Below are 21,748 nucleotides of genomic sequence, written 5' to 3' on the forward strand. Positions count from 1 at the left end.
TGTTTGCATTAACTATAATAAAAAACCGCATTATATAATGTTAAAATTTGGCATACCACAAAACTTAATACTATTATTTTCGTAAACTTTACGCATTGATTTTGGGTCAAGTTAAATATCTTAAATAAATTCTTCTTAACCTTTAAAAATAAAAAGCAAACTAAAATTAAGGAAAACCATATTCCAAATATCAATACATAAATATGAGGTATCCCATAAGTTACAATATTAGCAACATCGCCCCTTAAGAATATATTACGGATTATAAAATAATTAAAGAATTCATTTGTATTCCAAAATAAAAACAAGTATAAAACATAACATATAAACTTGTTGAGATTTCTATAAAAGAATATTAACAATATGATTATACTTACAGCAAAAATAAAATTTACAATCAAACCTGCTGCTGATATTAATATTGCTTTATATTGTATTAATTTTGACACCTTATTATAATCAACATTTTCACTTATTCCAAACATAAAAATTTTTGTACTATAATTAAGATCAAATGGATTGTTTTTAATAGCAAAAAAATATGCTGTGATTGAATGACCTAATTCATGTGACAAAGTTGTTAAACATGAAGTTATATACACAAGTATATATGGAATTATATATATAATAATCTTTTTAAATCTTTCCATTTTTACTCCTTATAAACTTATTACTTTAGTTGCTATTAAATCCCATTATATCTAAAGTATAACACATTGTGTAAACATCATATTATTAAATTTTCAAAGAATATTTTTTATTAGTTGTTACGTCAATTCTACAAATCGTGCACTAAAAAATCGTAAATTCAATCTCTTGAATAATACGATTTTACAATTTGCTATTCATTTTTATTGATACATAACTAATGAAAGTTGCGAATTAAGGGTAGAAACTAATTAATTTTAACCTTATGTATTTTTATTAATAATAACAGTTTATAAGATGATCCCAGCATAATTTACAAACTTCTGAATTCTGTCTTTCAAGAAACCATTCTGAATTCTTTTTAATATTTCTTTGGCTTTTTCCTGCTCTCCATAATTGTAATAAAGGTATGCCACCTCGTACATCATTGCTTCATCAGCACAATTGTTAGGTTCATCATTATTAATATGCTCTAATAATTCTTCAGCACTTGGAATTGTATTAAAAAATTTAATTATTACATTTTCAATATCAGAAGCAACAACCTCGTTGAATCCTTCACCAGTCTGTTTATTATATCTACTATCTAGTTTATCTTTTAATAACTCCTCTTTTTCATCTTTTCTAGTCTCAGTTAGGGAAACTGCAATCAATCTGCTGTTCCATAAATCTAACATATAGGGTGGGTAATGAAAATTACACAAACCATTTTCCCATCCAATAAGTGAATCAGATTCTATATCAAATATTGTTGCCTCCCATTTCTTATCATACTTTTTACCTATAGAATCGTAAAATGAAGGCATAGCTATACATACCTGTAACCAAAACCTGGCATGAACTCTACTATTGTCTCTTGAAAATTTAACATTGCATACTTCTGTAAGACCATCACGCTTACGATAAAAAGTCTTTCAATTTTTTCTGAACCCTTTCTCTTTAAAACCTGGTACAATAACATTATCAAAGGTTTCATGGAGCATTTGTGCATAATTATACTTTTCAGAAAGACTGTCAAGATAAGGGCTGCCATAAGAAAAATTATCCATATTTAATCACTCTCCATCTAAAGTATATACCTTGACTTTGTTGAACAATAATTTACTATTACGTTTTATTTTAGTATTGTGTATCAAAAAAATCGCAAATTCAATCTATTGAATAATACGATTTTACAATATGTTATTTAATTTTATTGATTCATGATATAAGAATGTTATGAATTACCTCAACGATAAATTGAAATTTGTTTGTTCTATAGGCTTTCAGCAAATCTACATTTCTTACTTGTTGATAGAAATCTTAACTATATTAAATAATTGTTGTATACATAATTTATCTTAATAACATAAATTATCGGCAAAATATTTTATACACTCTTTAACATCTTTACGTATCTTCATATTTTGATTAATAAATATTACAAATGATTCTATTTTCTCCTCTATAATGCACTCGATAGCCTGTGGTACACAGTTTTGATGTTCCATTTGATAGGCAAGACTACATAATACACATACTATATCTGATAATAAAGCCCACATATATGATTCTTCTTCAGTTATCCCTTTACAATAAGCAAATTCTACTATATCGTATCCATCTGCTGAATCAACAGTTTCATATATATCATCAGCAGTAATTTCATTATTTGTTATCCACTCTTTGCATATACCAATTACCCGTTGTCCTTCTATATAAAACTCTTTATTCTTCACATTATCATGATAGGCATTTAAAAGACTTTCTCCATTAGTTAATAGCATATCATATTGTTCTACTAAAGTCATATTGTTGTTTCTCCTCTCTTTATTTTTGATGTGTTTAATAATATGATTCAAATATTCTTGTGATTTCCTTTGGTAAATCTGTTCTACACTACAAATTTATAATTTATTTACTAATACACAATAAATTACTATTCTATATTAATTATAGCATATTTTGTAAAATCGCATTATTTAATTTTCAAAGAACATTTTCATAATTTACTTCGTTAAATCTACATATTGCGTAATATAATAGAATTCCGCATTAAAAAAATCGTAAATCCAATCTTGAATAATACGATTTTACGATTTGCTATTTATTTTTATTAATTCATAATTTTATGAAGATTGTGTATTAAACAAAAATAGTATTACATATTCTTTAGTAGCGTTACTTATGTTAATATTTTACAATTACAAATATTAACATAAGTATTGATATAACTAATCCTATGATTCCGACCATACGATTATATTTTATTACCTCGTCACTTGGTTCAAGGTTTTCATTTTTAAATTGCCACTTCTTACCAAATAATGCACTTTCTCTTGGGTAAAATATTGTATATAACATCACACATGCAATTGGTATAAAAAGAATTACTGCAATAAATATAGTAGCAAATTTCATCTCTATCCCCCATTTTCATTTTCAATTTATTCCATCATTTTACACACCTTTTAGTTTTTTTGCTCTATAACATTTCTGTTTTAGTTACTTCAACTATTTTACTATTATGAATCAATTATAGCATATTTTGTAAAATCTACATTATTCAATTTTCAAAGAACATTTTTATAATTTACTACGTCAAATCTACAAATTGCTCACTAAAAACTCATAAATTCAATCTAATAAATAATACGATTTTACAGTCTGTTATTTAATTTTATTGATTCATAATTTATTAGTATTGTGAAGTACTATACATAAAAAATATCACATTATCTATCTATTACTATGATAATGTGATATTTAAATACGTTATTAAATTTTAAACAATAAATAAATCTTTTTAATCAAAAATAATTCTATTTTCTTTCCTTGGCTGTGGTTTACCATTTTTAGATATGTAACCAAGAGGAATTATACTATGACATTTATAAGTACTATCTAATCCCCATTTTTCCTTACTTTTCTTACCTAATTCAGTTTCAAATGTTTTTTCTCCTCTTGAAATACAAACAGAACCAATATTTATTTCTGCTGCTTCAAGCATAATATTTTGACTTGCAACACAACAGTCATGAATTGCATAAGGATAATTATCTGGTGCAAATAAATAAATTACTACAGGAGCTTTATAAAAAGCACTTTTAATACTATCATCATCAGCAATACTTCCACTTGATTTATCGTTTCTCCTTGCAGCTCCGAAAAGTTCTCTATTTATCTTTCCCAATTCATCATTTAATCTCTTATCTTGAACTACAACAAATTTTACCGCTTGTAGATTTCCTGCACACGGCGCCCATAAACCAGCCTCTAAAATTTTCTCTAACTCCTCTTTTTTTATCTGTTCTTCTTTAAAAAATCTTATAGATCTTCTTTCTTTTATAACTTCTAAAACTGTCTTCATATAATATCAGCTCCTTCATAAAACTATTATATAACGACTTTTTTTATATGAACAGTACGCACAAAAAAGTCTCTATAATCGCTCTTTATACAAATGTCCCCATTGCTTCACTGTTTCGCTTTGGTCCATCTATTAAATCTCTTATAATTAATAGTTTCCACTTACTGCCCAATATCTGTACAGTTGTGGCAACATCACAAACAGGCATATCTTCTTTCTTTATCATAACCTTAGCCTCCGTAATATCTATTAAATAAACTTTCTTTTGTTTAATAAATATTATAACAGATTTTTAAATATCACATCATTCAGTTTTCAAAGAACATATTTTATTTACTTCACAAATCTACATTATACATATTTATTTAATAATTCCACATGATAAATTTAATTACTTACTTGTATAACACTCGAATTATGAAAGGTGGATACCCAAATGAAAAAATCTATTATTGTATTTTCTATTTTTCTATTTATATCATTTAGCATGAATTCAATAACTTCTGTCGCTCAAACTAATACTTTTTCTGAGGGGATTTATAGTATTGAGGATTTAAAATTACTTCCAAATGTTCCGTATAAAGTTCGAAATGTTTCTGGTGGTAGGACTTTTATCACCATACTTAATGAAGATCTGATAATGGAACAATCTATACGCTTTGAGCCAAACTCATTGCAATATATCTTAAATCCTATGCAATATGGTTATAAAATCATAATAGCTGGTAGTGGTCAATTATCTTTTACATCTTAAATTTCAAAATTCCCAAACTACTTAGCATATTAGTTTGAATTGAATTGTTTGAATACTTATTTAAAAATTATATTAATATTTTGAATTATATGAAGTTAACCTTCATATAATAAAAGGAAACCTCTTGGTTGTTATTTTTATCTTTTAGTTACTCTTTATTTATAAGTCTTTACACTTTTGTCCATTAATTTTTGAGTTCCTTATTTTTAGGGAGCTTTTATTATTTTTATCATGAATAATTTCATAAAATACTCATAAACTAAGAATGTCTCCATAATCAGATTAGTACTCCATTTTCAATCCATTTAATATGGGAATATGATATTTTAATTACGTATTATTTAAGATATATTAACGTGTAATCTAATACCCCTCAAATATTAATTATCACATACATATACGCCCCTTTATTGGGGCATTTTTTGTACCCATTTTTTAGTATTGTGCAGTACTTAAATAAAAAAATACCGCAAATTCATTTTTATTGAATAATGCGGTATTTTTTCTATTCTTTATTTTTATTACTCCATAAATAATGTAATCAAGACATGACTATCTAGATATATTTATTTATTTTCTAACCATTCTTGAAAACTAAATGCTAATTCCTGCATTTCATTAATAAATCTACTAGCATGATAACCGTCACAGATAGCATGATGTACTTGTATTGATATAGGAATAAATATTTTATTTTCTTGTTTGAAATACTTTCCTGCAGTAAAAATAGGAATTAAATATGTTCCTTCATTATACACATTCAAGTTAAATCCTGTAAAACTTACCCAAGGAATGCTTGATACAGAAAACGTATTGTCAGGCTGATTTGATTTCGGAGTAAACTTCATGATATTTCCATAGTTTTTTATATCGTCAAGATAATCACTATAAAAACGTAAAAAACTTTCATTATATTCCGTCCAAATACTTGAAAATGTTTCGTTTTCTTTATGAAAAATGGTATAGCTCGGATTCATGCTGTCCCAATATCCTAAACTACCATTATGATCAAAACAAATACGGAATTCTTTATGATTATTAACCACATTTGCAATCATATAAATAAGTGTAGGATAAAATTTAATATTTTTAAGTTTAATTTCATACAATAGATCAGTTATTTCTATATTGGCAGTCATACTATAAGTACATTTCACATTGTTTAAATAATGTTCAAAGTATGGCTTTCTACTCCAATGATTAATATCTATTAAATTAAAATTCATAATTCGGGCCTCCTAAAAATTTTCGTAATTCTATTTTAGAAGGCTTTTTTCCGTGACCTAGCCATTTCAATCTCCTTTTTACAATGATATTTACGCTTTAGTTTATTATAGCACATTCTGTAATACCGAACTATTCAATTTTCAGAGAGCATTTTTTATTGATTCATAACTTAAGAATACTACGAATTACTCTAATATTTTACTTTTTCTTATCTCTTGTTATTTTAACATCAGAATTACTACTAATATTAATTTTTATTTTTCCATCCGCATTTGCTCCAACATTTTTTAAACTATACTTTCCTTTTGTTAATAAATTATGTTATTGTTGAACAATATGAGAAAAGTGCGTAACATTTTTTATTAAAAATAATTAGGTATTTCTATCTGTGGAGCATTAGTATTTATATCCCAAGTATTAGGCTGGCAATAAGCCATTAAAAGACTTGATGTACGTTTTTGAAAATTATTGGGTAATGCTTCAAATTTAAGTTTATTATAAAAATCTGCACCAATATCTGAATATAAAAACCAAATATCTATAGGAATATCTCTATTTATATATGACATAGTCCTTTCTATTAAGTTTGACCCATAGCCTTTCCTTCTTAAATGTATTGGTGTAGAAATAGAACCAATTCCTCTTATTTCTAATCCAGTACCACAATTAAGATGATTTAAGTTATGTATAAGTAACGAACTTGATAAAACCTTATCATCATTTTCTAATACATACCAATTTCCATTTGCATACTTAATAGACGACTTACAAGTTAAAAGATAATCTGGTTTAGAAAGACCATCGCCCCAAGCATCATAACCCATCATGTATATTATTTCAAAGTCCTTTTCTTCTGCTTCACGCAAATTCATTCCAATACCTCCTGTCAAAAATACATAAAACCTGTAGCAAAATTTCATACTAATATTTATTATAATATATTCCTCGGTTGAGACACATTTCTGTACTATTGTTTATCTATATTATAAACTAACTTTTCAACCTTCATCAATAGAGGGCATAGTATGTTCAATTTTAACATTATCAAACTTCTGCTGTGGTAGTCCAAACCACTTACAAAATGGATTGTTGCAATGGTTCATTCGAATAGAGGAAATCTTTGATTGCCCTTTTAGGTATGAGGATTCAAAAACCAAATATCTGTATTTCTTACCGAAACTTGTAGCAGATGTTTTTACAAGCATTTTTGCAGATGTAATGAATTTATTACATTTGTTTTTTCTTCTGTAAAAGTTGGTGTAAAATTTAATATAAATTATTACACAAATACCTTTAAACCATTGATTTAAGCCAAAATAAAGGAGTGCAAAAATCAATGTAATTTTGCACTCAAATATTATTGTATTTTTTGACTTTGCACCCTTTAAGTAAACCCGTTAGAATATTCTATACTTATTTTTAAAAATTTTCAGTTAAAAGTTCTTAATTGTAGGTTGTTTAACTAATGCTTGTCATAATAAAATTTGGAGTAAGCATTAGTAATAAAACCTGCAATTTAGTACTTTCAGCGATATTTTCATAGTCCTTAGAAATAACATTATTTCTGCTTTCTGAGATTTACATGTTTCTATGTGATTAAGCTGCTTTTTTGATAGCTTTCAAATATTTCTTTCCTTTTTCTGTATCATATTTTCCTTCCCATTTAGAAATAACGATAACAGCTAATGAGTTTCCAATTATATTAACAACAGTTCTTGCCATGTCAACAATACGATCTATTCCTGCAATGAAAGCTACTCCTTCTACAGGTATACCTACAGAACCAACGGTTGCTAATAAAACAACAAAGGATGCTCCTGGAACTCCAGCCATACCTTTTGATGTAACCATTAATACAAATACTAAATTTATTTGCGTAGCAATTGGCAGATTTATCCCATATATTTGAGCGATAAAAAGTGCTGCAATAGCCTGATATAATGTAGATCCATCTAAGTTAAATGAATACCCCGTTGGAATAACAAAAGATGTAATAGCTTTCGGACAACCATACTTTTCCATCTTCTCCATAAGTTTTGGTAAAACTGCTTCAGAACTTGCTGTAGTGTACGCAAGAATAATTTCATCTTTTAAAATCTTCATAAGTGATATAATGCTTGAACCACATATCTTCCCTATCAAGCCAAATATAACAAATATAAAGAAAATCATAGCTACATAAACACTAATAACTAATTTACCTAATGGAATTAATGAAGCTACTCCAAATTTAGAAACTGTTACACCAATTAATCCAAATACTCCAAGTGGTGCAAGTTTCATAATTTGATTAGTTACCCAAAACATTGAATCCGCCACACCTTGACAAAAAGCAAGAACAGGCTTTCCTTTTTCTCCAATTGCAGCAACACCTAAACCAAACATAACTGAAAAGAATATAACTGCAAGTAAATCACCTTTTGAAAGAGATTCAAAGATATTTGTTGGAACAATATTTAAAAATGTATCTGCAAAACCATGGCTAGATACAGTTTCAGCTGTATTCATATATTTTTCGATACTAACTGACGAAAGTTGTTGAATATTAATTCCACTTCCTGGATGAGCTACATTAGCTACAACTAGTCCTATTACAATGGCAACTGTAGTTACTATTTCAAAATACAGTATAGTTTTTCCTCCTATTTTTCCTACCTGCTTAATATCGCCTACACCAGCAACACCAACAACAAGTGATGAAAATACTATAGGAACAACTATCATTTTGATTAATCTGATGAATATATCTCCAATAGGCTGTAAATATGATGCTACAACTGGATTGCCATAAAAGGCAGCTCCTATTGCAATACCTAGTACAAGCCCTAGAAGAATTTGAAATGCTAATCCTAATTTTTTCATTTTAATATCCCCCTTCTAAAATGCTGCAACTTAGAATTTTCTCGTTTCAAAAACTTACTACAGAGAATATATTTGATAAAACCTTATAAGTATTTAAAAAGACAAAATTCCAAATTTAAACATAATCAATAAAAAAACAATAGATTTTTATTAAAAAAATAATGTCATTTTACTAAATTTCTTATTGCTTTTATAATCAAGCGTTGACATAATGTCTCACTTTTGAAAATTTATACAAGAAAATTCAATTTCCGCATGTATTATAACACAAAAAATCCTTTATTCATATGTTTTTAAAATTCTGAATAATCAAAAAAATCCATTTTAGGCTTATCAAAATATTCGTTAGTGCGACTTTTATAAATTAAATTCATTCAAATTTCAACTCAAACATTATACGTTAAACCCTCTATTCTAGTGCCTTAAGCGCATATTACAAGATTCTTTCTTGTAATATATTATCTATTTCAAACATCTTTATATGAATTAAAAAAAAATTTTTCATGTCAATTAATTAATATGGAGTTTACTATGTGCCAAGAACATAAAAATAAGGAGTGATATGAGGTTCAAATTATGAATCTCATATCACTCCAAATGACTTCTCTTGCTATTTAATTTTAGACTCTGTTAAAGAACAGTGTTGATAATATACAATATTTTAAGGGAACTATCAAAAGTTCCTTTAATTCACATTTAAAGAAGATTTCGAACTAAATTTGCTTAATTCTCAATTATGCATTCATTTAATTGAATAGTTACAAATATTTACAGAATCTAAACATAGATTGCTTTTCTAAACCTAAAATTCTTTAATTTATATTATTACATTCCTGTTACAATTACTTTATTAAGTATTATAGATAATTCAATCATAAACTATACTTAGACTATGAAATATCTTTTAACCAGAAATGAGTGATATACTTTTGTGGAATGTTTTATTGGTAATTTTGATGGATGTGATTCTTAATTGAAATTCCAAATCTATGATTTGGTCAATTGAAATTACTCAGTGAACGAAGTGAGTCGAGTTTCCTTTGAACTATTCCAAATGTGCTAGTTCAAAAAGTGAGAATCGAAAAGTGATGCTCCAAATTTTACATTTGGTAAGCAGAACTTTCTCTATGAGCATTTTATATTTCGTTCTTCGAACTTTCTCTGTGAGCGCTTGTTCTTTGAGGCTAGCACTTTGGATGCAACTTTATAGTCTTAGAATCACCCATCAGAATTACCCAGAAACTGGAACAAAAGTATATTATTCATTTCGGTGAGGTATACGCATAAGTATAGATATTTTTATTTATTAAACTGTTTTTAATTCATTGCTAATAGATTTTTTTCCTGATATCCCTGGCTCTGTCATATTAAATGGATCTAAAATTTCATTTAGTTCATCTTCACTTAAAAGTCCTGCTTCTAATATCAAAGTTCTAATAGATGTCCCTGTTTTTATAGCTTCTTTAGCTAGGTTTGCAGCTGTTGAATATCCTACATGTGGGCAAATTGCTGTAATTATTCCAACACTGTTTTCTACTAAATCACGGCATCTTTCTTCATTTGCTGTAATACCTTTTACACAATTATCTATGAAAGTTTGAACTGCATAAGTTAGAGTATCAATTGATTGAAATAAACAATAGAATATAATTGGTTCAAATGCATTAAGTTCTAATTGTCCACCTTCTGCTGCCATTGTGATTGTCGTATCATTACCTATAATATTGAATGCCACTTGGTTTACTACCTCAGGAATAACTGGATTAACTTTTCCTGGCATGATAGAGGAACCATTTTGTTTTGCTGGAAGATTAATTTCTCCAAATCCTGTTCTTGGTCCAGAAGACATTAATCTTAAATCATTAGCAATCTTAGATAATGTTACTGCACAAGCCTTAACAGCTCCTGATACTGCTACAAAGGAATCCAAGTTTTGTGTTGAATCTATTAAATCAAAAGCTTGTATAAGATCCATTCCAGTAATCTCTGATAGATTTGGAACAACTCGTTTAAGATACTTTACGTCTGCATTAACTCCAGTACCTATTGCAGTTCCACCCATATTAAGAACTCGCATCTCATCCATAGCTTTTTCCATACGGTTAACATCTCTCATTATAGCTACTGAATAAGCTTTAAATTCTTGACCTAAACGAATTGGTACTGCATCCTGCATTTGAGTTCTTCCCATTTTTATTATGTGATCAAATTCTATGGCTTTTTGTGAAAATGCATCATGTAATCTATATAGCTCACTTTGAGCATGTTCCAATAATTTTAAAGCAGTAATTTTCCCTGCAGTTGGTATAACATCGTTAGTAGATTGTCCACAGTTTACATGATCATTTGGATGTACAATAGAATATTCTCCTTTTTTACCTCCAAGTATCTCAATTGCACGGTTGGCTATGACCTCATTAGCATTCATATTAAGTGAAGTTCCTGCTCCACCTTGAATTGGGTCAACAATAAAGTATTCATGCAGATTTCCTCTTAATATCTCATCACAAGCTTTTACAATTGCATCTGCAATCTTTTTGTCTAAAACTCCAACTTCACAATTTGTTATAGCAGCTGCTTTTTTTATATATGCTAAACTATTTATAATTTCTGGATGCATGAACAATCCAGTAATCCTAAAGTTTTCAGCAGCACGCAAAGATTGTACACCATAATATACATCTTCAGGTATATCCTTGCTTCCAATTGAGTCGTTCTCCTTACGGAAATTGATATCTTTATTTTCTAACTTTATTTCCCTTATCATAACCTTCGCCCCCACATTATAATCGGCACTTCTTGTATAAATTATTGGTTTATTATCAAATTCTTCTAATTCATCTGTTGACTTCATTATAAGTGTCCTCTACAATATAATCAAATACATATAATAATATAAGTATTATAGATTTTTATTTATATGTGGAGGTTATTTATGTTTAAAGGTATGGAATATGTGTATGAGGTTAACAAGGAAAGAAGTTTTTCAAAAGCCGCTCAAAACCTGTATATTTCTCAGCCCTCCCTTAGTGCAACTATAAAAAAGATAGAAGAGCGTGTAGGTTTTCCTTTGTTTGACCGAAGTACAAATCCAATTCAATTAACTCCTTGTGGACAGGAGTATGTAAAATGTATAGAAAAGATTCTTGATATTCAAAATGGATTCGAGAATTTCTTAAGCAATATGAACGAGTTACGTACTGGAAATATAGCCATAGGCGGAAGTAATCTTTTTGCATCTTATATTCTTCCTCCTATAATCACAGATTTTAGAGAAAAATTCCCACTTGTTTCTATTCATATGGTTGAAGCTAATACTGCACTTTTAGAACAGCAACTCTTCTCTGGTGCTTTAGATCTTGTTATAGATAATTATGAGTTTAACGAAAATATATATTCTAGACATAAGTACTGTAATGAAAACTTGCTTTTAGCTGTTCCAAAGAAATTTGAAGTCAATAGTAAAACCATAAATTATCAATTAACTGCTCATGACATAATAAATAATAAACATCTTGATTCATCTACACCTAGTGTTCCTTTGGAACTATTTAAAGATGAACCATTTCTATTTTTAAGATCTGGAAATGATACACGAAAACGTGCTGAGAAGATATGTCAACATCATAACTTTTCACCAAATGTGATTTTAAAATTAGACCAGTTAGTTACGTCATACAACCTTACCTGCTATGGAATGGGCATCAGCTTTTTAAGTGATACCCTTATAAGATATACAAAACCTGACCCTAACGTAATCTATTATAAGCTGAATGAGGATAGCATTTGCCGTAACGTATATTTCTACACCAAAAAGGGAAAATACTTCACACGAGCAATGGAAGAGTTCTTAAAAATGGCTATACCTAAAGCGAATGAAGATATAACTTAAAATTATATGATAAATTATCGAAAGGACAGATACTCTGTTGTTTCTGATATAGCATATATTTATGTGGTAACTTACCGAAAGCAGAAACATTGTTATTTCTCAGGACTATGAAAATTTCGCTGAAAGTGCTAAATTGCAGATTGCATCACTAATGCTTGCTCCAAATTCCATTGTGACAAGCATTAGTGGAACAACCTACAATTAATAACTTTTAACAGCTCATTTTCAAATGCCTGATGCATAAAAATGTTTCTGTTTTCTAGTTGAGATATATTTTATAGTATAAATCTAGTTTGTAATTATTTAACGTACGTAGATGGTTGTTATTCTTTTTTTATCATTTTTACAGCGGAATATTCCCCACATTTAGGACATTTCACATGTAATTTCCCATTAATTCTATAACTATTAATTTGATTTTCAAAAATATCAAATTAATAAAAACATTTTGTACATTGAAAATTACGTTTTTCTTTATATTTAGAATCTATCAATAAAATAACTGGTATACCCAAAATAAAAAAAAGACCTACTATAATTATTATTGCCGTACCCATTTAATTCACTCCCATATTAAGATTCTTATGCCTAGATTACTATAATTACTACAATTACTATTATTTATCCAACTATATATTAAGTAACAATGATCTTGTTATTTTATTGTGTATTTATTTCATATCTATAGCCGCCTTTTCTTGGCAGCTCATTTTCAAAATCGCAGGCTGCTACAGCTTTATATCCTAATGCCCATAAATTTTCTAATAACATTGATACACTTGAAATATATTGCTCTTGTTTAATATCAGCTATAGGTTCTATTTCAATGTAATACCTTGAGTATAGAAATCCATCTTGTTTTTCAAATCTTAACGATTCATTGAAATCATCATTTTTTCTTAATTCCAATTCCATTGAATTTGAAGCGATTGTCCATCTTTCTGTAGTTCCCGACACAACATCTTTAATAGATCTTAATAAACTAAGCCTCTCTTCATTAGTATCAATAAATACTTTGCAAAATAAATTTTCATAGTTATTCATATTTTGTATTTAGTGAGACATTATACATAAGAGCTAAACTCTCACTAAAAGCCCCCTCTTTTCTTTTTAAATTATTCTTTGTGCAATATGCTAACAACCTCGTTGATAATTTGTCATATATGAACATTGTAAAGTTCTTATTTGCATAATATACCTCTAAGACAAATACATCTGAAATTCAATTTCGTGTTTTAGAGGTATATTAAAGTCTCCAATCAAAGGAATTGATGGTTTTAACTTTCTTGAAATATCAACTGCATTATGATATAACTTTGCCATATCGAATCCTCTTTTTTGATAAAACCTTATAGCATTTATATTGTCATTTGTTGTAATTAGTTTGATTTTTTTGCATTTATTTTCCTTTGCTCTTTTAACGGCTTTGCTTAAAAGAGTACTTCCAATACCTTGTTTCTCTATTAAACTATCTAAAGACATAATTTCGCATTCATTGTCTTCTATTCTATATGTTATTAATCCAATAATTTTTTCATTTTCATATGCAGCATAACCATCTAATATTGTCATATCAAATACTTTTCCTCTAATCACCATATCTGTTGAAAACCAATGAGAAATAATAAATTGATTTATTTGCCTTCTGTTTTCATTTGATATTAGCTTTATCTCCATAATGACATCTCTCCCTATTAGAATATATTCTTTGGCAATAAATTATTATTTTTTATTAGATTATAGTTTATATAAAACTTATTATAACATTACTTCCAAAATATCACACACACTTTACATACATTTGCTTTCTATTTTTTAAATCTTTTATTTTCATATATGAATGTGCTACGTTACCTTAAATTATAAAGTTTTTAGCCCTTATTACATCTTTATATTTATCAAATATTTGAGGCCATTTGAACCACACTACCAATGCCCACATATGCTCGCTCTTATATGTCCTAAAATTTTGTACATAAAAAACGATGTAGATATTCTAATATAAGCTATCAGGGCCAAAATAAAAATACCAACTTTTCTTAAATTGAAATGTTGGTATTTTTATTTTGGCTGTATTTTAATGCGATGTTAAAATATATACTAAAAAATTATATATGAGATTGTCCACTATAATACTAAATATAAGAAAATTGTGAACTAGTATCTTTTTATTTTATTATAATGACTATGACCTTTATTAAATCATTTTCCTTTGGACAATAATATTTTATCAAGAATTATATTAACTGGTACGTATATTAGCAGCCATAATCCCAAATCAATTAATAATTTTAAATTTAATATTCCTTCAGAAAAATTATAATGAAATCCTGTTAAGTTATAAATAATGTGAGCAATTATAAACGTTAATATAACTGTCAAGATATTCACATAATTTTTTCTACTCATTTAATTCCCTCCTATAATTCGCTCAATTTACTATGTTGCATAAAAATTTACTGTTACGTCTTATAACAAAATTGGTACTGTTTATTTTTTATTGCCGCAGATATGTATACCAGTCAATATCGATACTAAAGTTCCTCCCAAAATTGCATATCCCCAAATATGCATTTCTATTTTGGTAATTCCTAAAATAACGCCAGAAATTGCACCAAATGCAATAGTAAATAAAATTGATTCCCCTAATCTATGTTCTAAGATCATAAAGGTTCACCTCTCAACCATATGTGTTCGTAATTATTTATACTAGTGCAATACTCATAAATTCTAAGTATTACATCATTGCTTACTATTATAACATATTTTGTAAACATCGTATTATTCAATTTTAAAAGAACATTATATTAATTAACTGCTACGCACTTTAGTAGAATTGAGTAGTAAAAAAATCGCAAATTAAATCTCTTGAATAATGCGATTTTACAATTTACTATTTATTTTTATTGATACACAACTCATATTGTGAAACAACATTATCTATTATCAGTAAGTTTTATTGCTGAGTTAATAGCATTTACAAGTTCCTTAGCCATTTCTATGTTCAGACTTACCTCCGCATCGCCGCCATGCTTTTCCGTTACTCCAATTATAATCTCTTTATTAAATACACTAACAATAGCACCTGCAATGTTATCACCATCCGAATTTTTACCTTCGATATATTTAACCAATGTCCTCTTAAATTCCATATTTCAGCACTCCTTTAATAAGTATATTAATTGATGATAATTTACTATCATGTATCAATTATAATATATATTGTAAACATCACATTATTCAATTTTCAAAGAACAACTTTTTATTTACTACGTCAAATCTACAAATTGCTCACTAAAAACTCATAAATTCAATCTAATAAATAATACGATTTTACAGTCTGTTATTTAATTTTATTGATTCATAATTTAAGAGCAATGTGCATTAACTGTACTTAATAATTAGGTTATTTTCTTTAATGTTCTTTATCTTCTTTGCTATTTGCTCTTTGAATAAAGTTCTGCCCATGCTGGAAAAAATCCAGCATTGATAGCAATATTCTGTGAATGAAAATGTGATTGCACTGTTCCATAAAACGGTATTTTCCCTCGTTTCAAAATCTCATTTTTTAAAAGTCCAACTAAGTTTGCACCAATACCTTTACCTCTATACTTAGGTAAAACATCAATGCCAATTTGCCACATAGTTTTGCTATCTGAACTAGCACCTGCCATACCCATTATGTTATCTCCATCAAATGCGGCAACTCCAAGTACATCTGGATGTTTTTTATCAAAACCAAGTGCTTCATTAAATCTATTATCATTTTCAAATTGCAAAAGTTCTTCATGCTCATACCATTTTACATTAGTAATAGGTTCTACACATAACTCATTTAGATTTGGTAGATAGTAGTGATGGATATCTGCTATCTCATGTCCAAATTCTTGCAACTTATTGTCAATTTCACGTAGATTTGAACATAAAAAAAACCATGCACCATTTCTATCTACAAGTTTTTCTTCACACCAAAGCATTATTGTAGGTGAAGTTCTTATAATTGCCTTGCCACCAAAACAAAGTACTTTAAAAAAGCATCCATCATTTTCATAAATTCGTCTGCCATCAATAAGTTTGTTATTCACTATTGTATTTTTTTCTTTTGCAAAATCAGACACTTGGCAATTATAATCAAGTGCTAATTGCTCCTTCGCAATTCGTATAATTTCAGTTTTTGTATACATAATTATTACCTCTTATTTTTTAATAATCGCTAATTCACGCTTATTTACTATTATTCATCAGGAAGTTTTATACAGCACTTATTATAACATTATTTACAAAATATTACACGCACAATGCATCTATATGCTTTATATCTTTAAGTCTTTTATTCTAATGTATAAAGGTAACGCTTACTTTGAGCCATAAAGTTTTTAGCTTTTGTTATATCTTTATTTATATGAAATACTTTAAGTCATTTGAACCACACTACCAATCCCCATATATTTTCTGATAACTCCTAAAATTTTGTACTTCCAATCAAATAATTTAGATATGCTGATGCCAACATCAGGGCTAAAATAAAAATACCAACTTTTCTTAAATTGAAATGTTGGTATTTTAATGAGATAATATTTAAACTATTTTCGTATGCAGTCATTTTCACACTCTCCTTTATAGATCATTGCTCCTAACTTTAATTACAGGTATGCCATATTTAAAATAATTTTTTAAAAAACTTGGCAATTCCTTTAGTAATGATACCTATGAATTGTGCTAGCCTTCCGAAAATCATCCCAATTATTATCATTATCAATACAAAAATCACACCTATAACTGTTCCCATTGAAATCCCTCTCTTCTACAACTTTTTATTTAATCATTCATATTTTTAAAAAATGGATCATAGCTGCTATTTTCATTCCATGAATATTCAATACTTTGACTAATCTCTAATGCTTTTTCTTTTCCTATTAAGTCTTCTATCAAACCCAATGCCATATCAATTCCTGCGGATACCCCAGAAGATGTATATATGTTGCCATCCTTTACCCATCTTGCTTCTTTTACCCATAGTACAGCTTCATTTTGTTCTGTAACCCATTTAAATGCTCTTTTATTTGATGTTGCTCTTCTTCCATTTAAAATTCCTGCTTTAGCAAGTAAAGCTGAACCTGTGCATACACTAATTATGTATTTTGATTCTTTGGACATATTTTCAATGAAGTTTATAAAATCATCGTCATTAATTTTTTCTCTTGTACCACTTCCACCTGGTACAAATAAAATTTTCAAAGTATGATTGTCTCTTGTATATAAATTAGTATCAACTCTCACTTTTTGAGAACTTTCAATAATTCCACCATCAACCGATATAAAATTCAATTTAAAAATATCCGGTAATCGTCCAAATATTTCAACAGGACCAAATACATCCAGTGTTTCAAATTCATCAAATAAAAGTATATCAACTCTATAATTCATGTTATCAACTCCCCTTTTTATAGTTTTAGAAACAGCTCACATCATTAATTATTCTTAATTTTAAAAGTGCGGCCCGCAACTAAATAATACTTATTTTTTATAATTAAACATTAATATCATTAAGGCTCTTATTTCTATATACTAAATCATCTCTCTCTTCAAATTCTTGTGATTCCCAAAAGGAATTTCCTAATTCATTTGTTTCAAAAGCTACCAAAGCAACCTCATTAATTCCTTGCTCTTTTAATGCCTGAATTGCTGTATTTACTAATTTTGTGCTTATTACTTGTTTACGGACAGTATTACTAACTGCTGTATGATATATAGAACCTCTTCTCTCATAATGCCCACTCAAAATAACACTAATTACCTGCTTTTCATTTAATATAAACTTTATATGCTATTTATAAATACTTATACATTTAACGAAATATCGTAAATGCCTCTATCACTTCTGTGTTGCAATTAAAGTCTTTAAGTATAAGTTCAATTCCTAAAAATTCATTTTCATTATAATCAACATTGCATAGCTCTTCTCTCTTACTGTATGTATTAGTCATTTCATTAAATAATATTGTTACCATTTCATCAGTCTGCTGAATATTTATGTTTCCTACACTCTTTACCTTAGGAAGGATGAACTCACCACAGCACTTGCTTTCATTAAAAATATTTATACCTATCCATTTGTTATCTTTATCAAATAATAGCTCACACAGGGTATCCTGAATTGTCTTGACTTTGACATTAGACTCTTTTAATTTAATATATATTAGAGAAAGGTTACTTAATTTTTCAAATGTTATTTTCATAAAAATATTCTTCTCCTAACGTTAATTCATAATAATTTACTATTACATTTTATTTTAGAATTGAGTACTAAAAAAATCGCATATTCACTCTCTTGAATAATGCAATTTTTAAAATTTGCTATTTAATTTTATTGATTCATGATAAAAAAATATTGTGTATTACATCTATATTATACACAGAAACATTGCAACTTCTGGATCATGATATACAATTCAATTTATTCTTTACTTCTATTAATGCGATTTAGTTTTGCTGGCAATGCGCAAACAAAAAGGGCTGTAGCTGGTCCAAAAACAAAAAAGCCATCAATCGAAGATCTGTATTCTTTTGCAATATTTAAACAATCTATCATTAAAGAACCAACAATACTAAATAAAAAAGCAATTATAACCAAACCAACTCTTCTGATTATTTTACCACGTATAAATTTTTCTATATCTACTTTTAAGCAGATATTAAAACATATTAAAAAGGATACTACATATGTTGCAAGTGCTAAAAAATAATAATAACTTTTCATAAAAACAATTTTCCTTTCAATAAATAAAATAATCTAATAACATTGTATTCCAATTATAACATATTCTCCAAATATTAAAATGTACGTTTTTTTATTTACTACCTCATAATTTACTATTATCCATTAAATTACAACTTATATAACACTTATTATAGCATTATTTACAAAATATTACACACACAATGCATATATCTGCTCTATATTTTAAGTCTTTTATCCTCATATATTAATGCTGTACATTACTTTGAACCATAAAGTTTATAGTTTTCCATAAAAACATAATAAAATTTACTTAACCATTAATAAGTATTGACTAAAAGTATAAACGGATATATTATAGATAAATACAGTCTGTAATGTATTTGATTAAAACAATTATATTTAGGTTATAAATAACTTAAATAATCTTCGCTCTAAAAATAAGATTTATATTAATAATAAAGTTATAAAAAAAATTTTAAAGGAGATGTTTATATGTCAGAGTTTTGGGAAAAAAGTTTTTCAGAAAAGCAAGCAATGTGGGGTTTTGAGCCATCAAGCACTGCAATTGTAGTTGCAGATTACTTTGCTGAAAATAATCTGAAAGATATCTTAATACCAGGTGTTGGATATGGAAGAAATATAAAACCATTTGTCGATAATAACATGGATGTTACAGGAATCGAAATTTCTCAAACAGCAATTAATATAGCAAGAGAAAATGGAATTAATAATAAAATTTATCATGGATCAGTATCAGATATGCCTTTTGAAAATAAACTCTATGATGGTGTAGCCAGTTTTGCACTTATTCATTTGTTAAATGAAGCTGAAAGGAAAAAGTTTATTAATGATTGCTATAACCATTTAAAACCAGGTGGATATATGGTTTTTACAGCCGTTTCGGAAAAGGCTCCAATGTACGGCAATGGCACGAAGCTTGCTGAAAATTATTATGAAACAACGTATGGGGTAAAACTGTTTTTCTATAATTCTAAGTCTATAGAGAAAGAATTCGGAAATTATGGTCTTATAGACTTTGTAGAAATTGATGACATATATAAGGATAATCCAGATAAACCTCCAGTAAACTTTTTAATGATCAAATGCAGAAAGGAAATATAAAGCTGATAAAGCTAAACTTTTATGCTTACAATAAAATGATGTAGTGTGTTAGCAAACTATTATGACAAAAATAAAAATACTGACTTTTCTTAAATTGAAATGTTGGTATTTTTATTTTGCCTATGTTTTAATATGACGTTTATATGTGGCCTAAAAATCACAAGTGAGATTGTCCACCTATGACACTCAATGCAATAAAACTACATACTATTTAATTTCTGCAAAAATTTCATGTATATTTCCATCTGGATCAGCAAATAATGCTGTTCTTTGATTCCAAGGCATATCTTGTGGCTCGTGAACAGAAGTTGCCCCCTTAGAAATTAATGTCTTAAATGATTCATCAACATCATTAGGACTTTCACATGGGAAAGCAAGTTCAAATCCCTGTCCAAATGACTCTTTCCTATATTCGTCACTATACACATACATAACATCTCTCATACAAATAGCAAACCTTACTCCATCATTTTCAAATTCAACATAATTACCAAGATCATTTTCAATTCTAAATCCGAGAACTTGATTATAGAAATCTTTCATTTTATCTATATCATTTGTCCAAATAGTAATAAGATTAATTTGTGCTTTCATCGTATATTTTCCCCTCTCTTAATTTAACATATAGTTCATTTTATTTTACCATTACGTTTTATTTTAGTATATATGTAACCCAAAAATATCACAAACCCATTAATAATAATTTGATATTCACACCTGCTAATTATTTTTTCATCTCATGCAATGGGTTATTATAGCTAAATTACATTTGCTTATAATAAAAAACAGTTTCGTATTATCAGATCTTGCATATTTAGGTATTCGCCCCACCTCGATGCAGCCAATAGACTTATATAACAAGTTTGAAGAATCACCTGCTCTTGTATCTAATGTCATAAGACTTCGCTGTTCAGCCTTTGCTTTTTTCTCTGCATTCTCCATTAAGCACTTGCCTAATCCTTCTCTTCTGGAATCAGAATGTACCATAAGTTTTGCAATTTCTGCACGATGTGTTCCATTTTGTTTTTGACATAAGTGTAATTGCACAGTACCAAGTATTCTTCCTCTTACTTGTGCAATCCAAAGCACAACTCCTGTCGTCAATACCCCTCTCCAATATTTTTTTGCATCTTCTATGCTTAATGGTGGTAA

At 28.0% G+C, this 21,748-nt stretch carries 27 protein-coding genes and 1 pseudogene; 3 read left to right on the top strand and 25 right to left on the bottom strand.

What is annotated here, in order from left to right; genetic code table 11:
* Positions 1-8: 8 nt before the first annotated feature.
* The 7 genes from PZA12_RS16415 to PZA12_RS16445 all read right to left on the bottom strand — a co-directional run bounded on the left by PZA12_RS16415 (position 9) and on the right by PZA12_RS16445 (position 4,223).
* On the bottom strand, positions 9-650 hold the full coding sequence (locus PZA12_RS16415; protein WP_078116095.1) for a site-2 protease family protein: 642 nt from the start codon (positions 648-650) through the stop codon (positions 9-11).
* Between the two features lie 288 nt (positions 651-938).
* Positions 939-1,454, bottom strand: a complete 516-nt coding sequence (locus PZA12_RS16420) for a DUF4304 domain-containing protein (RefSeq protein WP_103698876.1) — start codon at positions 1,452-1,454, stop codon at positions 939-941.
* Between the two features lie 108 nt (positions 1,455-1,562).
* Positions 1,563-1,697, bottom strand: coding sequence for a hypothetical protein (locus PZA12_RS16425; RefSeq protein ID WP_278286296.1), 135 nt, complete (start codon positions 1,695-1,697; stop codon positions 1,563-1,565).
* A 291-nt stretch (positions 1,698-1,988) separates the two neighbouring features.
* Positions 1,989-2,438 (bottom strand): Imm6 family immunity protein, encoded by a 450-nt coding sequence (locus PZA12_RS16430; protein WP_078116093.1) that lies wholly within the window; start codon positions 2,436-2,438, stop codon positions 1,989-1,991.
* Positions 2,439-2,817: 379 nt separating this feature from the next.
* On the bottom strand, positions 2,818-3,048 hold the full coding sequence (locus tag PZA12_RS16435; protein ID WP_077839792.1) for a hypothetical protein: 231 nt from the start codon (positions 3,046-3,048) through the stop codon (positions 2,818-2,820).
* Between the two features lie 385 nt (positions 3,049-3,433).
* Positions 3,434-3,997: a nitroreductase family protein gene (locus PZA12_RS16440; RefSeq protein ID WP_012059396.1), complete on the bottom strand. Its 564-nt coding sequence runs from the start codon at positions 3,995-3,997 to the stop codon at positions 3,434-3,436.
* An 85-nt stretch (positions 3,998-4,082) separates the two neighbouring features.
* Positions 4,083-4,223, bottom strand: a complete 141-nt coding sequence (locus PZA12_RS16445; RefSeq protein ID WP_197714526.1) for a winged helix-turn-helix transcriptional regulator — start codon at positions 4,221-4,223, stop codon at positions 4,083-4,085.
* Positions 4,224-4,433: 210 nt separating this feature from the next.
* Here PZA12_RS16445 and PZA12_RS16450 point away from each other — a divergent pair, with 210 nt between their 5' ends.
* Positions 4,434-4,751, top strand: a complete 318-nt coding sequence (locus tag PZA12_RS16450) for a hypothetical protein (protein ID WP_017210111.1) — start codon at positions 4,434-4,436, stop codon at positions 4,749-4,751.
* Positions 4,752-5,317: 566 nt separating this feature from the next.
* On the opposite strand, the gene catA is transcribed toward PZA12_RS16450, so the two are convergent.
* From catA to PZA12_RS16470, 4 genes are all read right to left on the bottom strand, one after another.
* On the bottom strand, positions 5,318-5,977 hold the full coding sequence (gene catA, locus PZA12_RS16455) for a type A chloramphenicol O-acetyltransferase (protein ID WP_103699368.1): 660 nt from the start codon (positions 5,975-5,977) through the stop codon (positions 5,318-5,320).
* A 363-nt stretch (positions 5,978-6,340) separates the two neighbouring features.
* Entirely contained in the window at positions 6,341-6,850 is a 510-nt protein-coding gene (locus PZA12_RS16460; protein ID WP_103699369.1) for a GNAT family N-acetyltransferase, read from the bottom strand.
* Between the two features lie 724 nt (positions 6,851-7,574).
* Entirely contained in the window at positions 7,575-8,840 is a 1,266-nt protein-coding gene (locus PZA12_RS16465) for a cation:dicarboxylate symporter family transporter (RefSeq protein ID WP_077843934.1), read from the bottom strand.
* Between the two features lie 1,306 nt (positions 8,841-10,146).
* Positions 10,147-11,607: an aspartate ammonia-lyase gene (locus PZA12_RS16470; RefSeq protein ID WP_077310109.1), complete on the bottom strand. Its 1,461-nt coding sequence runs from the start codon at positions 11,605-11,607 to the stop codon at positions 10,147-10,149.
* 168 nt (positions 11,608-11,775) lie between these two features.
* On the opposite strand from PZA12_RS16470, the gene PZA12_RS16475 reads away from it, so the two are divergent.
* A complete protein-coding gene (locus PZA12_RS16475; protein WP_103699221.1) occupies positions 11,776-12,732 on the top strand; it encodes a LysR family transcriptional regulator in 957 nt (318 codons plus the stop codon).
* A gap of 660 nt (positions 12,733-13,392) precedes the next feature.
* Here PZA12_RS16475 and PZA12_RS16480 read toward each other — a convergent pair.
* The 12 genes and pseudogenes from PZA12_RS16480 to PZA12_RS16530 form a co-directional block, all read right to left on the bottom strand.
* A complete protein-coding gene (locus tag PZA12_RS16480; RefSeq protein WP_103699222.1) occupies positions 13,393-13,776 on the bottom strand; it encodes a 1,4-dihydroxy-6-naphthoate synthase in 384 nt (127 codons plus the stop codon).
* A 156-nt stretch (positions 13,777-13,932) separates the two neighbouring features.
* A complete protein-coding gene (locus PZA12_RS16485; protein ID WP_077839791.1) occupies positions 13,933-14,409 on the bottom strand; it encodes a GNAT family N-acetyltransferase in 477 nt (158 codons plus the stop codon).
* A 103-nt stretch (positions 14,410-14,512) separates the two neighbouring features.
* Positions 14,513-14,659: pseudogene (locus tag PZA12_RS24970) on the bottom strand (IS1595 family transposase); the annotation flags it as partial.
* A 275-nt stretch (positions 14,660-14,934) separates the two neighbouring features.
* Positions 14,935-15,141 carry a hypothetical protein gene (locus PZA12_RS16490; protein WP_103699223.1) on the bottom strand — a complete coding sequence of 69 codons (207 nt, stop codon included), beginning with the start codon at positions 15,139-15,141 and terminating at the stop codon, positions 14,935-14,937.
* Between the two features lie 81 nt (positions 15,142-15,222).
* Entirely contained in the window at positions 15,223-15,399 is a 177-nt protein-coding gene (locus tag PZA12_RS16495) for a hypothetical protein (RefSeq protein WP_181006044.1), read from the bottom strand.
* Positions 15,400-15,668: 269 nt separating this feature from the next.
* On the bottom strand, positions 15,669-15,884 hold the full coding sequence (locus tag PZA12_RS16500) for a hypothetical protein (protein ID WP_103699224.1): 216 nt from the start codon (positions 15,882-15,884) through the stop codon (positions 15,669-15,671).
* A 285-nt stretch (positions 15,885-16,169) separates the two neighbouring features.
* Entirely contained in the window at positions 16,170-16,916 is a 747-nt protein-coding gene (locus PZA12_RS16505) for a GNAT family N-acetyltransferase (RefSeq protein ID WP_077839793.1), read from the bottom strand.
* Between the two features lie 476 nt (positions 16,917-17,392).
* Positions 17,393-17,521, bottom strand: a complete 129-nt coding sequence (locus PZA12_RS16510; protein WP_264647257.1) for a hypothetical protein — start codon at positions 17,519-17,521, stop codon at positions 17,393-17,395.
* Positions 17,522-17,550: 29 nt separating this feature from the next.
* The gene (locus tag PZA12_RS16515) at positions 17,551-18,159 is read right to left on the bottom strand and encodes a DJ-1/PfpI family protein (RefSeq protein ID WP_103699225.1); all 609 of its coding nucleotides are present in this window, start codon (positions 18,157-18,159) and stop codon (positions 17,551-17,553) included.
* A 103-nt stretch (positions 18,160-18,262) separates the two neighbouring features.
* Positions 18,263-18,514: a GNAT family N-acetyltransferase gene (locus PZA12_RS16520; protein ID WP_209013967.1), complete on the bottom strand. Its 252-nt coding sequence runs from the start codon at positions 18,512-18,514 to the stop codon at positions 18,263-18,265.
* A gap of 67 nt (positions 18,515-18,581) precedes the next feature.
* Entirely contained in the window at positions 18,582-18,971 is a 390-nt protein-coding gene (locus PZA12_RS16525) for a hypothetical protein (protein ID WP_103699227.1), read from the bottom strand.
* A 218-nt stretch (positions 18,972-19,189) separates the two neighbouring features.
* Positions 19,190-19,492: a hypothetical protein gene (locus tag PZA12_RS16530; RefSeq protein ID WP_103699228.1), complete on the bottom strand. Its 303-nt coding sequence runs from the start codon at positions 19,490-19,492 to the stop codon at positions 19,190-19,192.
* Between the two features lie 474 nt (positions 19,493-19,966).
* Between PZA12_RS16530 and PZA12_RS16535 the strand changes: the two genes are divergently transcribed.
* The gene (locus PZA12_RS16535) at positions 19,967-20,596 is read left to right on the top strand and encodes a class I SAM-dependent methyltransferase (RefSeq protein WP_103699229.1); all 630 of its coding nucleotides are present in this window, start codon (positions 19,967-19,969) and stop codon (positions 20,594-20,596) included.
* 207 nt (positions 20,597-20,803) lie between these two features.
* Here the strand turns inward: PZA12_RS16535 and PZA12_RS16540 are convergent, their stop codons facing one another.
* Together PZA12_RS16540 and PZA12_RS16545 are read right to left on the bottom strand one after the other, a co-directional pair.
* Positions 20,804-21,190: a VOC family protein gene (locus tag PZA12_RS16540; RefSeq protein ID WP_103699230.1), complete on the bottom strand. Its 387-nt coding sequence runs from the start codon at positions 21,188-21,190 to the stop codon at positions 20,804-20,806.
* A 138-nt stretch (positions 21,191-21,328) separates the two neighbouring features.
* A complete protein-coding gene (locus tag PZA12_RS16545) occupies positions 21,329-21,700 on the bottom strand; it encodes a GNAT family N-acetyltransferase (protein ID WP_206491030.1) in 372 nt (123 codons plus the stop codon).
* Between the last annotated feature and the right edge of the window lie 48 nt (positions 21,701-21,748).

The organism is Clostridium beijerinckii (assembly GCF_036699995.1).
Lineage (GTDB): Bacteria > Bacillota > Clostridia > Clostridiales > Clostridiaceae > Clostridium > Clostridium helianthi.

Bases quoted from the DNA above. Each gene is read 5' to 3' on its own strand.
- PZA12_RS16415 (WP_078116095.1), bottom strand. From the start codon at position 650: ATGGAAAGATTTAAAAAGATTATTATATATATAATTCCATATATACTT.
- PZA12_RS16420 (WP_103698876.1), bottom strand. From the start codon at position 1,454: ATGCCTTCATTTTACGATTCTATAGGTAAAAAGTATGATAAGAAATGG.
- PZA12_RS16425 (WP_278286296.1), bottom strand. From the start codon at position 1,697: ATGGATAATTTTTCTTATGGCAGCCCTTATCTTGACAGTCTTTCTGAA.
- PZA12_RS16430 (WP_078116093.1), bottom strand. From the start codon at position 2,438: ATGACTTTAGTAGAACAATATGATATGCTATTAACTAATGGAGAAAGT.
- PZA12_RS16435 (WP_077839792.1), bottom strand. From the start codon at position 3,048: ATGAAATTTGCTACTATATTTATTGCAGTAATTCTTTTTATACCAATT.
- PZA12_RS16440 (WP_012059396.1), bottom strand. From the start codon at position 3,997: ATGAAGACAGTTTTAGAAGTTATAAAAGAAAGAAGATCTATAAGATTT.
- PZA12_RS16445 (WP_197714526.1), bottom strand. From the start codon at position 4,223: ATGATAAAGAAAGAAGATATGCCTGTTTGTGATGTTGCCACAACTGTA.
- PZA12_RS16450 (WP_017210111.1), top strand. From the start codon at position 4,434: ATGAAAAAATCTATTATTGTATTTTCTATTTTTCTATTTATATCATTT.
- catA (WP_103699368.1), bottom strand. From the start codon at position 5,977: ATGAATTTTAATTTAATAGATATTAATCATTGGAGTAGAAAGCCATAC.
- PZA12_RS16460 (WP_103699369.1), bottom strand. From the start codon at position 6,850: ATGAATTTGCGTGAAGCAGAAGAAAAGGACTTTGAAATAATATACATG.
- PZA12_RS16465 (WP_077843934.1), bottom strand. From the start codon at position 8,840: ATGAAAAAATTAGGATTAGCATTTCAAATTCTTCTAGGGCTTGTACTA.
- PZA12_RS16470 (WP_077310109.1), bottom strand. From the start codon at position 11,607: ATGATAAGGGAAATAAAGTTAGAAAATAAAGATATCAATTTCCGTAAG.
- PZA12_RS16475 (WP_103699221.1), top strand. From the start codon at position 11,776: ATGTTTAAAGGTATGGAATATGTGTATGAGGTTAACAAGGAAAGAAGT.
- PZA12_RS16480 (WP_103699222.1), bottom strand. From the start codon at position 13,776: ATGAATAACTATGAAAATTTATTTTGCAAAGTATTTATTGATACTAAT.
- PZA12_RS16485 (WP_077839791.1), bottom strand. From the start codon at position 14,409: ATGGAGATAAAGCTAATATCAAATGAAAACAGAAGGCAAATAAATCAA.
- PZA12_RS16490 (WP_103699223.1), bottom strand. From the start codon at position 15,141: ATGAGTAGAAAAAATTATGTGAATATCTTGACAGTTATATTAACGTTT.
- PZA12_RS16495 (WP_181006044.1), bottom strand. From the start codon at position 15,399: ATGATCTTAGAACATAGATTAGGGGAATCAATTTTATTTACTATTGCA.
- PZA12_RS16500 (WP_103699224.1), bottom strand. From the start codon at position 15,884: ATGGAATTTAAGAGGACATTGGTTAAATATATCGAAGGTAAAAATTCG.
- PZA12_RS16505 (WP_077839793.1), bottom strand. From the start codon at position 16,916: ATGTATACAAAAACTGAAATTATACGAATTGCGAAGGAGCAATTAGCA.
- PZA12_RS16510 (WP_264647257.1), bottom strand. From the start codon at position 17,521: ATGGGAACAGTTATAGGTGTGATTTTTGTATTGATAATGATAATAATT.
- PZA12_RS16515 (WP_103699225.1), bottom strand. From the start codon at position 18,159: ATGAATTATAGAGTTGATATACTTTTATTTGATGAATTTGAAACACTG.
- PZA12_RS16525 (WP_103699227.1), bottom strand. From the start codon at position 18,971: ATGAAAATAACATTTGAAAAATTAAGTAACCTTTCTCTAATATATATT.
- PZA12_RS16530 (WP_103699228.1), bottom strand. From the start codon at position 19,492: ATGAAAAGTTATTATTATTTTTTAGCACTTGCAACATATGTAGTATCC.
- PZA12_RS16535 (WP_103699229.1), top strand. From the start codon at position 19,967: ATGTCAGAGTTTTGGGAAAAAAGTTTTTCAGAAAAGCAAGCAATGTGG.
- PZA12_RS16540 (WP_103699230.1), bottom strand. From the start codon at position 21,190: ATGAAAGCACAAATTAATCTTATTACTATTTGGACAAATGATATAGAT.